Origin of the sequence: Novosphingobium sp. KN65.2 (genome assembly GCF_001368935.1) — a bacterium.
GTDB lineage: Bacteria > Pseudomonadota > Alphaproteobacteria > Sphingomonadales > Sphingomonadaceae > Novosphingobium > Novosphingobium mathurense.
Window position 1 is genome coordinate 23,214 of the sequence record NZ_CCBH010000141.1, and the last position, 14,343, is coordinate 37,556.

At 63.0% G+C, this 14,343-nt stretch carries 9 protein-coding genes; 2 read left to right on the plus strand and 7 right to left on the minus strand.

Annotated features, from left to right (window positions below):
- Nucleotide 1 precedes the first annotated feature (1 nt).
- The gene (locus SPHV1_RS07140; RefSeq protein WP_082430890.1) at nt 2-1,708 is read right to left on the minus strand and encodes a peptidase M61; all 1,707 of its coding nucleotides are present in this window, start codon (nt 1,706-1,708) and stop codon (nt 2-4) included.
- Between the two features lie 85 nt (nt 1,709-1,793).
- Nucleotides 1,794-2,273: an Lrp/AsnC family transcriptional regulator gene (locus SPHV1_RS07145; RefSeq protein WP_054945343.1), complete on the minus strand. Its 480-nt coding sequence runs from the start codon at nt 2,271-2,273 to the stop codon at nt 1,794-1,796.
- A 145-nt stretch (nt 2,274-2,418) separates the two neighbouring features.
- On the opposite strand from SPHV1_RS07145, the gene SPHV1_RS07150 reads away from it, so the two are divergent.
- Together SPHV1_RS07150 and SPHV1_RS07155 are read left to right on the plus strand one after the other, a co-directional pair.
- Nucleotides 2,419-3,387 carry an ornithine cyclodeaminase family protein gene (locus tag SPHV1_RS07150; RefSeq protein WP_054945344.1) on the plus strand — a complete coding sequence of 323 codons (969 nt, stop codon included), beginning with the start codon at nt 2,419-2,421 and terminating at the stop codon, nt 3,385-3,387.
- Entirely contained in the window at nt 3,387-5,477 is a 2,091-nt protein-coding gene (locus tag SPHV1_RS07155; RefSeq protein ID WP_054945345.1) for an amidohydrolase family protein, read from the plus strand. Before SPHV1_RS07150 ends, SPHV1_RS07155 begins: the two co-directional genes overlap by 1 nt.
- A 50-nt stretch (nt 5,478-5,527) precedes the next feature.
- Here SPHV1_RS07155 and SPHV1_RS07160 read toward each other — a convergent pair whose 3' ends face one another.
- The 5 genes from SPHV1_RS07160 to SPHV1_RS07180 form a co-directional block, all read right to left on the minus strand.
- On the minus strand, nt 5,528-6,820 hold the full coding sequence (locus tag SPHV1_RS07160; RefSeq protein WP_054945346.1) for an APC family permease: 1,293 nt from the start codon (nt 6,818-6,820) through the stop codon (nt 5,528-5,530).
- Complete coding sequence (locus tag SPHV1_RS07165; protein ID WP_231634565.1) at nt 6,817-8,337, minus strand: septum formation initiator; 1,521 nt, start codon at nt 8,335-8,337, stop codon at nt 6,817-6,819. The genes SPHV1_RS07160 and SPHV1_RS07165 overlap by 4 nt, the downstream gene beginning before the upstream one ends.
- The gene (locus SPHV1_RS07170; protein WP_054945347.1) at nt 8,334-9,503 is read right to left on the minus strand and encodes a pyridoxal phosphate-dependent aminotransferase; all 1,170 of its coding nucleotides are present in this window, start codon (nt 9,501-9,503) and stop codon (nt 8,334-8,336) included. The genes SPHV1_RS07165 and SPHV1_RS07170 overlap by 4 nt, the downstream gene beginning before the upstream one ends.
- 91 nt (nt 9,504-9,594) lie before the next feature.
- The gene (locus SPHV1_RS07175; RefSeq protein ID WP_054945348.1) at nt 9,595-12,627 is read right to left on the minus strand and encodes a TonB-dependent receptor domain-containing protein; all 3,033 of its coding nucleotides are present in this window, start codon (nt 12,625-12,627) and stop codon (nt 9,595-9,597) included.
- 145 nt (nt 12,628-12,772) lie between these two features.
- Nucleotides 12,773-14,269 carry a peptidase S10 gene (locus SPHV1_RS07180; protein WP_054945420.1) on the minus strand — a complete coding sequence of 499 codons (1,497 nt, stop codon included), beginning with the start codon at nt 14,267-14,269 and terminating at the stop codon, nt 12,773-12,775.
- Between the last annotated feature and the right edge of the window lie 74 nt (nt 14,270-14,343).

Below are 14,343 nucleotides of genomic sequence, written 5' to 3' on the forward strand. Positions count from 1 at the left end.
GTCAATCTGAAGGACAGGCCGGTTTCGCTTGCCATTGATAGGCTTCGACCGTTTCCCCGCGCGGCATGTAGGTCACTTCGAATTGCCTGCCGTCCCGCTCAATCTGCAGGGTCAAAGTCGCATTCTGATCCGCTTGCATGGCGTCCTGCGGAAAGCGATTGCGTATCCTGTCGCCGTTGCGCAGCCCGGCTGCCTCTGCCGCCGATCCCGGCTTCAGGCCGCTGACAATGCGATCCGGAGTTGTCAGGATCAGCGGATCGAACCCGAGATCGAAACGGCGCAAGGGTTTCGTCACACGTTCGAAGCACGGGCCGAAAGCGTCAGAGGGTGGCAGCACGCCAGCTCCGCCCAGCATCGCATCGAACTGCGACAGGCCCTGCGTCCCCAGTTCCTGGCCCATCAGCTCTTTCCAAAGCGCCATGTCCATGGGGTGACCGGCGCGGCGCACGGCCAGCATCTTGCGGACGATGTCGTCCAAGGAGCGTTTGCCCTGCGAAGCGGCCCTTATCTGGGCATCCACCGTTGCGAAATAGAGGGAACCGCGATCATAGGGCAGCACACGTATCCGGGTGTCCTTCCAAAAGCCGGCGGGTATCTCGTCGTTGGGCGTGTCGATCAGGGCATTGGTGTAGTAGCGCGCCGCCGTGGCGTTGAGATCGTCAAGGAAGGCCTGCCTGCCGATCAGTCCGGCCCGGTAAGGCAACATGCGCTGGTAATGGACGGCCAGCCCTTCACCGAACCAGGAGAGCGCAAGTCCGCCGGGAGCATCCATCGAGTTGCTTAGGGAGTTGATCCATGAATGGACCATCTCGTGTGCTAGCAGGCTTTCCAGATCCTCCAGCGTCGTCTTGTCACTGAAGGTGAAGGCAAAGCTGTCGGTCAGTCCGATGCCGCTGCCGGGGTTCAGTCGGTTGGTACGCGCAAAGACCCCGAAGCTGGCCGGCCGCTGATCGAAGAAGTCCCCGTAGAATTGCTGCAGGCGGGCAGCCCAGCCCATCAGCTCGGTACCGTCGAAGCCGAATTGTCCCTGCCAGGTGCCGAAGAATGCGCCGCGGGAGAACGTGCCGACCTTTCCCGCCATGTAATAGCTCGATGCGATCTCCTCGACGCTCCATGGCTTGCTGGAGCGACTGTCTCCCGGGCCGAGGCTGGACACACCTTTGGCTCCGGCGCCGGCGCGCGAAAGGTCCCAGTGCACGGACACGTTTCGCGCAATCTCGTCTGCCGGCAGGGCCAGGAAGGCATTACCGCCTCCTGACAGACCCCCATCGCTGGCGCGCAGCTCGTATTGCGGTCGCGCCTGTTCCGGCTGCTGGGGATCGATGAGGACGCGATAGGCAATTGTCACAGGACCTGAGATCGCGCGCTGCGCCAGCCACGTGCGCTGCGTGTTGTCTGCGTCCAGCTTGCTGTCATGCGCTACGACAGGGACAAGGCCGCGCGCGTCGCTGAAGGCAAGCGCTGCGATCGCGTTGGCCGAGGTCTCTACCGTGTTCGCGGTGACTGCCATGCTTGCCAGCGCCGCGTCCTGCGGCGGATCCTCGAACCGGATGGCAACGTCGAGCCGGGTCAAGGCACCGTTCTCGTCCGCGATTGGCGCAAGCCAGATCGAGAGATCCGGTGCCTCCGCAGCACGGACCGTGCAAACGGGCGTTGCGGTCAGCAGACCGGCGGTGAGTGCGACGAGGCTGTAGCTAAGCGATTTCATCGAGGCAGGCTATCAGGCCGGGTGGCCAACGGTCTGTGCAAACTGCTCCCCGATTCTCTCGACCTGTGCATGAATTATGCGCACATCACGCGGGTAGCGAGGGCAGGGGCAGACGGTGTGTGCACTTGAGTTCCGACAGCGTCGCGGTTGAGCGTACGTCCTCGACGCCGGGCAGGCGCAGCAGGGTGCGGAATGTAAAATTCTGGTACCAGCCGATGTTGGGTGCGAGCACCTTGAGCATGACGTCGAGTTCGCCGAACAGGGTGTAGGCTTCGAGAATTTCCGGGATTGCCTCTATGGCATGGACGAAGCGGTCGCGATCTTCGTCCGAAAGCCGGGACATCTTGAGCTGGGCGAAGATGAACATGCTTTCGCCGAACTTTTCGCGATCGAGAATCGCGACGGTGTGCCGGACGTATCCTTCATCCTTCAGGCGTTGCATGCGCCGCCAGCAGGGTGACTGCGATAGCCCGACGCGGTCGGCGATTTCGCTCGAAGATTCCGACGCATCGATCTGCAGGCGATCGAGGATTTTGATGTCGAGCCGGTCCAATTCGCCAGGCAAGATTATGCTCCCTGAAGGTCTTTGTTGACTTGAACATGCCATGGATCGGGCGGGAAGCGCAACAAAGCGTGAAATATTCCCGTGATAGGCGCTATCACCGATGCTCGGAGACGAAACTACCAGGACCAGAGAGGCGGCCCGGACTATGAAACGCAGCGAACTGGCGGTCTTTGATGCCGAAGACGTGCGCGACCTGCTCGATTACCCTTCGTGCATCGGCGTCGTTCGTGAAGCCATGAAGGCCCTTTCGCGTGGGGAGACGCGGCAACTGCTGCGAACGATGATCCATATGGGCGAAGGGCGAACTTTCGCGCAGATGCCCGGTGCCCTGTCGGATGACGGTATGTTCGGGGCCAAGATGATCAGCGTGTTCGCCGAGCCGGACAATCCCGGCGTGCGTCGCCATCGCGGCCTCGTGACCATGTTCGAGCCGGTCGAGGGCAAGCCAGTCTGTGTCGCCGATGCTGAAGAGATCACCCATATTCGCACTGCGGCGGCCACGGCGGTGGCGACCCAGGCGCTGGCCCGCAGCGATTCCAGGGTGCTCCTGTTAATGGGAACGGGTGGGCAGGTTCATTCCCATCTTCAGGCCATGCCGCTGGTTCGTGATTTCGAGCGAATCCTGATTTGGGGACGTGACGAGCGAAAGGTGGGCGCCGTGATCGACGACTGGTCCTCGCGCTTGCCTGTGGAACCGGCGGGCGAGGCCGAGGCCGCCGTGGGCGAGGCGGACGTGATCTGCACGTTGACTGGAGCGCGCTCGCCCATTTTGTTGGGTGAGTGGCTGCAGCCCGGCACTCACGTCAACATCGTGGGGTCCAGTGGCCCGGGCCCCGTCGAAGTCGACAGCGCGCTTGTCGCGGCTTCCCGCTTCATCGCCGATAGCCGGGCATCGGCGCTGGATGCAGCAGCGGAATTTCTCGTCGCCAGGGCTGCCGGTCTGGTCGGGGATGACCACATTGTCGCGGAAATCGGCGAAGTCCTCCTTGGCCTGGTCCCGGGCCGACGCAACGATCGGGAGATCACGGCCTACAAGTCGCTTGGCCATGCCGTGCAGGATCTCGCAGCCGCTGCCCACATCTATACGTCTCACACAAAACGGAACTCGATCTGATGAAATTCAACCGTCCCGCCGCACTGCGCCTGCTTGCCTGTTCCGTTATTGCCCTGAGCGCGGGTGCCCTCCATGCAGAGGAGCAGCGCTTTGCCGTCATCGATAACGGCGAAAACGTGGGGCACGTTTATGCCGACATCGATGGCAAGACCATTTCCATCGACCACGACGTCAAAAGCAATGGGCGCGGGCCCACCATGCACGAGACGATCGTGCTGGACGACAAGGGATTGCCGCAAGGCTGGACGCTCCTGGGCACCTCGACATTCGGCAACGAAGTAGACGAGCGTTTTGCGGCGAAGGGCAAGCGCCTGACCTGGACGGATACGACCGGCAAGGGCGCCATGCAGGTCAAGGAGCCGACGCTCTATGTCGCGCAGGAAGGCAGCCCTTTCTCGTTGGGTATCTATGCCCGCGCGCTGCTGGCCGATGCGGACCATACCTTGCAGGCGGCCCCGGGGGGCGCGCTGTCGCTTGAGGAAGAAGCGCCTGTCACCCTGGGGGGCACCCAATACCGGTCCTACCTGGTCAAGGGTATCGGCCTGACGCCGGACGCGATCCTCCTCGACCATCAGGATCAGTTGGTCGCTGCCTATTCGCCAACTCACGTTACCGTGCGGGAAGACCTTGCGTCGTCCGCGCAGGAGCTGGGCACGATCGCGGCCACGCGGTCGGCCGAGCGATTTGCGGCGATCCAGAAGAAGGTGGCCCACAATTACGGGATGCCGATCCGGATCCGCAACGTGAGGGTTTTCGATCCGGCGAGCGGCACACTGGGTGAGCCGGTCTCGGTCGTGGTGTTCAAGGGCCGCATCGCCTCGATCGAACCGCTGGACAGCCCGCCGTCGCCCGAAGAAGCGCTGGTGGAGGGCGAAGGCCGTACCGTCATTCCCGGCCTGCATGACATGCACGCCCACGTCTCCCTGCAGTCGGCGCTGCTCTATATCGCCTCGGGTGTCACTTCTGTCCGCGACATGGGCAACGACAACGCCTTCCTTCTCGACCTGACGGACCGGATCGACCAGGGCGAAGTGGCCGGACCGCACATCATTCGCAATGGCTTTCTGGAAGGCCGCAGTCCCTATTCCTCGCGCAACGGCTTTATCGCCGACAGCGAGGCCGAGGCACTGGACGCCGTGCGCTGGTACGGGGCCCGCGGCTACTGGCAGATCAAGATCTACAACAGCTTCCATCCCGAATGGGTGCCGGCAGTCGTGAAGGAGGCCAAGAAGCTCGGCCTTGGCGTCACCGGGCATATTCCCGCATTCACCAACGCCGATGCGATGATTGCGGCTGGCTACGACGAGGTGACCCACATCAACCAACTGATGCTCGGCTGGGTGCTCAAGCCCGAAGAGGATACGCGCACGCCCCTGCGGCTGACGGCCATGCGCCGGACTGCGGGTCTCGACCTCCATTCGCCGCGGGTGGCCCGGACGCTGGACACGATGCAGGCCAAGCACATCGCGCTCGATCCGACCGCGGTGACGCTGGAATTGCTGATGCTGGCACGTAACGGCAAGATCAATCCGTCTGTCGCCGGCTATTTCGATCATCTTCCGGTCGGCATGCAGCGCGTTCGTCGGCAGGGCATCGCGCCGATCAGTTCGCCGCAGGTTGCAGCCGAATACGACGGCGCATTCGAGACGATCAAGGCACTCTTGTTCGACCTGCACAAGCGCGGTGTCACCCTGCTCCCGGGAACCGATTCCGACATGGGGCTTTCGGTACACCGCGAGTTGCAGATCTATGCCGAGGCCGGCATTCCGGCTGCAGATGTCCTGCGCATCGGGACGCTGGATGCGGATAGATACCTACACCGCGATCAGGCGTTCGGTTCTGTCGAGAAAGGCAAGTACGCCGATTTCGTCCTGCTGGACGGCAATCCGCTGACCGACATGAGCGCGCTGCATCGCATGGCGATGGTGGTGAAGGGCGGGACCATCTATTACCCCTCGGAGATCTGGAGCGAAGTGGGCGTTACGCCTTTTGCGGCGGCGCCGAAGATCGTCGTGCCCCAGATCGCGCCGAAGCCGGTGGCGCTAATCCACGGGCAGGGCGCAGAAGCGCATGAGGACTTCGCATTCTGAAAAGATGAGATTGGATGGGGGCTGCCTCGGGCAGCCCTTCTTTACCGGACTTACTTGCGCCGCAGCCAGTACCAGGCGGCGCCCAGCAGGCCCCAGACCAGCAGAAGTGCATAGGGCCGCCAGTCGGCTTCGAACCCGACCATCACTAGGGCTGCGGCACAGATCGCACCTGCTCCGGCAAGCACAGTCATGCGTCGGCGCGAAGGGCGGAAGCTGGCGCTGGCATGAAGCTCGGGATGACCGCGTGCGACGCGCAGGGCGCAAAGGCAGATGCTTGCGTACTTTACCAGGTTGGGAATGTTGACCGCCAGGAACAGGAACGTCAGTTCCATCGGCAGCAGAAGCCCGGCGCATCCTATCGCAAAGACCGCGAGCAGGGCGATGTGGGGCACGTGCCAGCGCGGGTGTACGCGGGCCAGGGCTCGTGGCAACACGCCGGCCTGTGCCATCGCGAAGAGGCTGCGGCTGAACATGGTGAAGATGGCGTTCAGGCTTGTGCCGATCGCCACGATGGCTGCGACGACGATCACCGGCACGGCCAGCGGTCCCATGAAGCGCTTCGCCACGTCGAGGATCGGCGCCTGGCTTGCTGCAAGCGGCTCGGCACCCATGACCGTCAGGGAGACGAAGGCGACCGCGGTGTAAAGCAGCGTTGCCGAACCGATGGCAAGGGCAATGCCCAGGGGAATGTTGCGGCGTCCTTCGGCGACTTCCGAGCCGGCTTCGGTGGCCGCTTCGATGCCGAAGAACAGCCCCATCAGCAGCGGAGCCGCGGCAATCGCGCCATGGATGCCATGGGGAAGGAACGGCTCCAGCCGGGCCGGTTCAACAGCGGCGATGCCGCCCCAGAGCGTGAAAAGCGCAAAGAGGATGACGAGCGCGCCGATCATCAGCGTCTGCGCGCGGGCCGCGATGTGAACGCCGAACAGGTTGGCAAGCAACGCGAGGAGCAACACTGCGAACATGGTCGGCTTGACCGGTAGGGGGACAAGCATCGAGACATAGCGCACGAGGACTAGGGCCAGCACGACCATCGCCCCCATGTTGGCGATGATGCGCATCCACGCGATGAAGAAGCCGAGTGCCGGATGAAGATAGCGAGAGGGCCAGACGAAACTTGCGCCCGAAACCGGGTCGGCTGAACCGAGAAAGGCGTAGCTTACCGCGATCAGGTACATCGGCAGAGCGGCGACCAGGACTGCGAGCAGCATCGCGGGCCCGGCAAGTGCGGTGGCCGGTGAAATCGCCGAGAAGATCGATACGCCAACGGCGGTGCCCAGGCCCATGGACACGACGCCCCACAGGCCGATCCCCTTGCGCAAGGCGTGGTCGGGAGTGCTCACCGGCAGGTATCCGCCTTCACGAAGGTGGCAAGGTCCGACTGGAAACGCGCGCGACTGATGTCATCGGAATAGAACACGTGGCCGCCGACATAGCGCTCGTTGCGATAGCGACTTTCAGGAAGGCCGGACTGCGCGAAGAGGTAATCCGCAGCGCCGATCGTCGTCGTGGTGTCGTAGATGCCGGTGCCGACGAAAAGGCGCAGGCACTTGTTCGTCTCTGCATGCCTTTCCACGACCGACATGAACGGCCAGTCGGCAAAGGGGGAATCTGCGCTGCCGTAGCTCCATTCGCCCTCGAAGCGCGCAATCACCTTGTAGCGGTCTGCGCCCGGAATGTGCAGGGACGCGGAAAGGTACCTGAGCATGGCATTCTGGTAGGCATCTGAAATCGATGAAGCGGGATCGCCCGGCATGAAAGTCGCCACATCGTCGGGACGTCTGACGACATATCGCGCGTCGTAACGCCCGGTGACTTGTCCCTCGCTGCGAAGCAGTTCGACGCGGAAGCGTTCCTTGGAAATGCGCAGGTCGTTGGCCAGGTAGAATGCGGCGGGAATGCCCGTCAGGTCCTCAAGGCGCTGAGCCAGGCGCGCGCGGTCGGCTTGCGGAAGGTCGCGCCCCCTGTACAGGGCGGGCAAGTATTCGTTGCGGGCAAATAATGCGGCTTCGGCCGTGATCGTCTCGGCGGTACAGGACGATTTCAACTTGCCGTGATAGCAGGCGATTGCGGCGAGCGTGGGCAGCGAGACGGCATAAGTGACGACGTTGTCGGGACGCTGCGAGGTCTCGATCATGTTGAGCGCCTGCCCAAGCAGGACGATGCCCCGCATGTTCGCGGAAAGACCGAGTTTGTCCAGGGCATCGAGCATGCCGACGGCGCGGATCGTGCCGTAGCTTTCACCGAGCAGATAGATCGGGGCCCCGCGCCGACCATGACTTTCGAGCCATTGGCGAACCAGATCGGCCGCCGCCGCCGCGTCGCCTTCGACCGACATGTAAGGCGTGAACGCCGATCCCTCCGGGCGGGTCGAGAAGCCGGTTCCCGGCGGATCGATGAAGACGATGTCCGCCAGGTCGTAGATCGACGTCGGACCGGTCACCGAACCGACAGGCGCATTCGCACTTGCCGCCGGATCTTGCGCCACATGCGCCAGCGAAGGGCCGAGCAGCCCCATCTGCAGGTATGCTGAGGATGCGCCGGGGCCGCCGTTGAAGGCGAAGATGACCGCACGATTGGCCGCAGGCTTCTCCCGGGTATAGGAGAGATAACCGGCAGTGGCGGGGGCTGCCCCGGTGCCTGCAGAGACGGTGTAAGTCCCGCTTTCGACGTGTAGCGGTTTCGCGAAGCCTTCCGGCTTGGCCTGCGTATCAAGAAGGACCTTTCCGGACTGCGGTTCTTCCGCCTGTACCGTCATTGATCCGCACATCACTGCAATTGTTGCCAGCGCGGTGAACGCATGAATGCGCCGCCGCGCTGGCTCGGTGCGACCCGAGGAATGCAGTGATGCCTTGATCATGTCCTGTGCTTCGTCCGGTTCTGCTCGCGGTAGGTCAGGAGACTGTCCGTAAGCGCCTGAAGCCCATAGTCCAGTCGCGAAGGCTCCATCGCGAAACCGAGGCGGACATGGCCCGGTGCGCCGAAGTATTCTCCGGGCGCCACCAGAACTCCGCAGCGGTCGGACAGCCAGCGCGAGAAACCGAGGGTATCGGAGATGCCGACAAGGCGCGGGAACGCGATGCAACCATGTTCGGGCAATGCGCCTTCGACCAGCTCGTGCTCGCGCCAGTGATCATGATAGGATTCGATGATCGGACGGGCCTGGGCCAGAACCGAGAACGTGTTCTCGCGAAAGTCGACGGGATCTTCGACAACCAGCGCGGCTATGCAGTGGGCAAGGTTCGAGATCGCAAACTCGACCTCGCTTGCCAGATCGCGGATCGGTGCGACGATAGCGGCATCGCCGACGATCCAGCCGCAGCGCAGGGTGCTCAGCCCATAGATCTTGGTCAGGCTGCTGACGGAAAGAAACCGTTCGGAAATGCCTTGGGAAGCCGCCGGGGTAAATTGCTCGCCGGCATAAGGACCGTAGACTTCGTCGAATACGAAGACGACATTGTGCCGCTCGGCAATGTCCGCAAGCGCGTTGAGAGTTTCGCGTGCAATCGGGATGCCGGAAGGGTTGTGCAGATTGGAAAGGACGACGAGCCGTGTCCTCGGCCCGATCGCTGCTTCCAGCGCCTGTGGATCGACGGCGAAGTGGGGAGCAGGTCGCTCGAAAGTATCGACGGCATGGCCGGACGAGGCTGCGAGATTGGCAAAAAGATCGAAACAGGGATTTTCGACCAGGATGCGATCGCCGTTGGTGAGAAGAGCGCGGTAGATCAGGGAGAGGGCACCGGTCGCGCCGGTGGTGGTTAGCACCTGGTCCTCCCCGACCCGGTATTCCTGCGCCAGCGCGGCAACGAGATAGGGATTCCCGCGGACGAAAGTACTGGCGTAACGCGAGGTGACCTTCTTCTCGAAGCCTTCGAGAATGACCTCGCGCAGCAGCGTCGTGGGCTCCGGCACCGAGCTTTCGAACAGGCTCACCAGCAGGTTGCGCGAGTTGCTGTTGCGGACGATCGATTCCCTGATCCACCGGGCATATGACGTACTGGTTCGGAGGGAGGGGCTTGCCGCCATTGTGATCGTGTCTGCCGGATAGATTGGGGGTGAGTTGACCAAGGCGACGCCGGGCGTTGGGAGGAGAGTTTAGCCCGGCGCCGCCAGCCCGTTACATCTTCAGCTTTGCGCCTACCCAGAAGCGACGTCCGAGGATGTCGCCATAGGCAATCTGCGGGTAGGACGGCTGTTCGTCGGTAAAGTTGTCGATGCCGGCGCGGAAGGTCATGCGACCGGTATCCCACTGCATCGAGATCGAGTGCGTCAGGTTGCTGTCGAGCCGCGGATTGGGATTGTTCTCGATCGTGGCGTAGTAATCGGCCCGCGTCGCATCGAGATAGTAGGCCTGATAGCTCACCTTGACCGGACCCTTCGTCCAGTCGAGGTTGAAGCGGCCTTCCCAGGTCGGCTTGAGATAGGTGTTGTCGGTGCGCGTGAAGGTCTCACCCGTCACCGATGTGGTCAGCAGCGTGTTGTGCGTCGCATTCACGCCCAGGTGGATGGTGCCCAGATTGCCCGGCATGAAGACGTAGTCGAGCGCATAGACTTCACCGCGGTACTTGACGACGCCTGCATTGAAGGTCGTCGAAGTGCCGGTGACGATCGTGCCGCCGGGGCTCACGCCATCCGACGCGGCAAGCCGGGTGAAGGCGTTGCAAACCGCGGGGTCCGGATCGGTATTGTCATAGCAGGTCGCAGTGAAGTTCTCGGTCACGAAGGACGACAGGCCGTCCTTCAGATCGATCTCGATGCGATCCGCGCTGATCGTCAGGCCGGGGATGAACGCCGGCTGCAGGACGATGCCGTACGTGAAGGTGTCCGAAATCTCGTTGCGCAGGGCCGGGTTGCCGCCGGTGGTAATGGTCGCGCGTTCGAAGTTCTCGGCCGGGTCCTGGAAATTGGCGAGCCGGTCGGCGGCGCTCAAGCCGGCATTGGTGCCGTCGGCCTCTACGCCGTAGTTCGGGTTGGCTTCGAACAGGGCAAGACAGTTGGCATAGCGAACCGAAGGATTGGGGCCGCTGGTGATGCGGTCGGAATCGCACGGATCGGCGCCGACCGAGCCAAGTTGGGTCGATGAAGGCGCGAACAGCTGCGCCAGCGTGGGAGCGCGGAAGTTGCGGCTGCGCGAGACGCGAAGGGTAATGCCGTCGACCGGCTGCCAGCGCAGGCCCAGATCCCAGACCTGCTCCTTGCCGGCGATGGAATTGTCGACAAGGCGGCCCGCGGCACTGGCTTCGAGCATCTTGACGACGGGAACGTCCATGGCCCGGTCGACCAGCGGGATCAGCAGCTCGGCCGAGACCTCATCGGTGTTGTACCCGGCTGACTGGCCGACTTCCATCGTGCCGCCGCCGAACAGGCCCTGCTGGTTGGCAGCCAGCGGCGTGTACCGGGCCTTTTCGTCGCGGTGCTCGTAAGCCACGCTGAACTTGGCTGCGCCGGCAGGCAAGAAGAACAGGTCGCCCCCGAAGGTCGCGAGCAGGTCGACCTGCTCGTTGACATAGTCGAGCCCGGCGCGGACGCTGACGTATTTCTGCGCATCGGCACTGACATTGCCGTTGCCGAACGGATTGATCGGCGCGCAGGACGGATCGTCGTTCGCGGTATCGGCATCGGCGTTGATCGCGCAAACGATGTTGCCGCCCGAAAGCACGGCATTGATGGCATTGCTGTACTTGGCGTTGTCGACTTCCCAGCGCCGCTGCGAACCCTTGACCCGGGCATAGCTGCCCGAAACCGACCAGTAGAAATCGCGATCGCCGACCGAGAAGTCCCCGTCTGCACCGAGGAGCGCCCGGTAGGTGTCGGTCTTGTATGTCTGAACGTTGTCAGGGGTCAGGTCGTAGAAGTACTTCGAGAGGAACAGAGGCGCCCCGAAGGCAAAGCCCGGATTGGCTGCCGAAAGTGTCGCCTTCGCGGAATCGCTCAGATAAGGGTTGTTGATCGTGAAGATCACCGGCCCGGCGTAAGTACCATAGTTGAGGATCGTGCGGCTCTGGCCCTGGGGAAGTTCGGTGCCCTCGGTACGGGCGTAGAGCAGCTCGGTGCGCACGGTGATGGCATCGGTCAGGTCATAGTGGGCGATGACGTTGCCGGTGAAGCGCTCGAGGCCCGTACGCAAACCCACCAGGTTGTTGTAGGCGAAGCCGTCGCCGCCGCTGGCGAAGGGAATGCCGACCTGGCTGCCCGGGTCGAAGGCCACGAGGTCGCCGCTGGGGGCGAACTGCAGAGGCGTTCCGTCCAACTGCGTGAGGAAGCGCGTGAAGGGCGCAGGCGTATTGAAGACGACGCCGTTCGAATTGAATTCCCAGAAGCGCGCGTCGAGCAATTCCTTGCGCGAGGGAAGCCCGTCATTGGGCCCGGTGTCGTTGGGGTTGGTGACGGTCAGTCGGCCCAGCGCGGAAAGCGGCCGTGCATCGTAGCGCAGAAGCGGGGACTTCGCGTAGTTCAGATCGATCGCGATATTGCCGCGATTATCGGCAAAGTTGGTGCCGGCGGTGCCGCGGAAGCTGTACGTGTGATAGTCGCCACGCGACGAAATGCCATTCTGAGCGTCGAGTTCGATGCCTTCGAAGTCCTGCTTGAGGACGTAGTTGACGACACCGGAGATCGCATCGGAACCGTAGACGGCGGCGCCGCCGCCCTGGACTACTTCGACACGTTCCAGCAGGCCGAGCGGGATTATGTTGGCGTCGACCTGCGCGTCGCCCTGTCCGGTTGCCGCCGAAGTTGTGACCATGCGGCGGCCGTTGAGCAAGGTCAGCGTGCGCCCGGTGCCAAGGCCGAAGAGGTTGGGATACTGCTGGCCCGATCCGCTGCCTTCTCCCGAGCCGTCGGCTTGGGCCAGCATCGGGCTGTTCGACGTGAGCTGGTTGAGCGCCTGCGATGCGCTGGTGTAGCCTCGATCCGAAATGACCTGCGCGTCGACGATGTCGAGCGGGGCGCTCTCTTCCGCACGGTCACGCCGGATGCGCGAACCGGTGACGATGATTTCGCCGGCATCGTCGCTCGCGACGGTTGCCGAAGCGATGTCCTGAGCGAATGCGGGCGCTGCGCTCGCAAGCCAGGCGGCTGTCGCGGTGGAGACCAGAAGCGCGGTTACCCCGGCGCTGTGGTTGCGGACTTGAGACTCCCTGCTGATCATCGAACTACCCCTCATGTTCCGTCTGCAATACGGCTTGTCTGGAAAGCAGATTAATCGAGATCGCGAGGCAGGATGTTGCGAACTTGTGCTGAAGGGGTATGGCCTGTGCATTGCGCAATCGACGATCCGGGCCTTTGAGAAATTTTTATTCCAGCTTTCGGGCATCGTCCGCATTGGTGTAGAACGATTTGAGGTCATCTGCAAATTGCACAGCCTCTGACGAATCCTCGTACATCATGTGGCCGCCGCGATAACAGTGGGTGTCGATCTGCTTCGCCAGTGGCGCAGGAAATCGATTGGCTGCCTCGCGATTGGCCGCGCATCCATTGAGTGAATCGTAGAGACCTGTGGCGACAAGCACGCGCATGGTCGGCGACATTTCCAGCGCGCGCAGGACCCAGGGCTGCGATGGGCTTGGCGGTCCTTCACCCGCCATGGCCCGGGCAAGGGACTCCTTCGTGATCGGGGCCTGATCGTACTGCCAGTCTCGGCCCACCGGCAGTGCCGGAACTTCGATGCCGGCGTACTTGCCGTCCCGGAATCCCAGGGCCCGGCGATAGTAGGCAAGAACTGCATCGGCACCCGAGTCTCCTTCCTCGGCTTGGGTTCGGCGCATGTCGAAGATGCCCAGAGTCTTGCCCTCGTCGGCCAGCAGTCCCTGGCGAAAATCGCGCGGTGAAACCCAGAGCGTGGCGCTATCGATCCGGCTCGGCGCCAAGCCCATGAACCGTGCAAGACCGGTCACGACTTCCTGCCGTTGCCGAAAAGTGAGCGATTGTGGGGCGGCAAGGGCGGGGTACCAGACGTCCCGCGCCCACAGTTCCGAACTGGCGAGGGCGCCGGCGGGATCGGCAGACAAGGACGTATCGAGCTTGCCGAGGGCAAGGGCGGTCGCCGTGCGATTGGGCAAGGTGAGGGCTCGCATCAGGGCGCGATCCCGCTCCTCACCCATGGGAATGCCGCCGGAGATCAGTGCTATGCCGGCAACGGGCTGGCCGACCTGCAGAAGGGCTTCGGCGACGCCCGATGCCCTCCAGGTGCCGAAACTTTCACCAACCAGATAGAGCGGCGAGGCGGTGCGGCCCTGCGCAGCGAGGAAGCGACGGATGAATTGCGCGGTAGCGGCGATGTCGCCCGTTGTCGAATAAAGCGTCCTGGCCGCCTCGTCCGAACTGGCGCGGCTGAAGCCGGTTCCGGCGGGATCGAGAAAGACGAGATCGGCTGCGGGCAGGGGGCTGTCGGTATTGTCCGCCAGCTGGCCGGCTTGCAACGTTTTCGGGCCGAGCGCCCGGAAGTGCAGAAGTCGGGAATCCGCCCCGGGGCCACCGTTCCAGACGAAGGCGATCGGCCGCGGCTCATCCTTGTCCGAAGGCAGCATATAGGCCGTGTAGAACAGGTCCGCCAGTGGTGCATCCCGTGTGTCGGTAACGCGGATCGTTCCCGCGCAGGCGGTATATTCGACCGGACCCTTCTCCAGCGTGAGGATAGTTTCGGATCGCGTCGCATCGCCCGGGCATGACGGCGTCACCTGTCCCGCTTCGCCCCGTCCCGCTTCATTTCGCAATGGCGCAACATGTTGGCAGGCTGCAAGAGCGCCCAAAGCCAGAGACACGGTCAGGATGCGATAGGATTTGACGGGCATGGCTGATCTCTTGCTGCGGATTGTCATGGCAGACTAGCGCCAGTGGTGCGGCAATTTTATGCACGAGTTGGCCT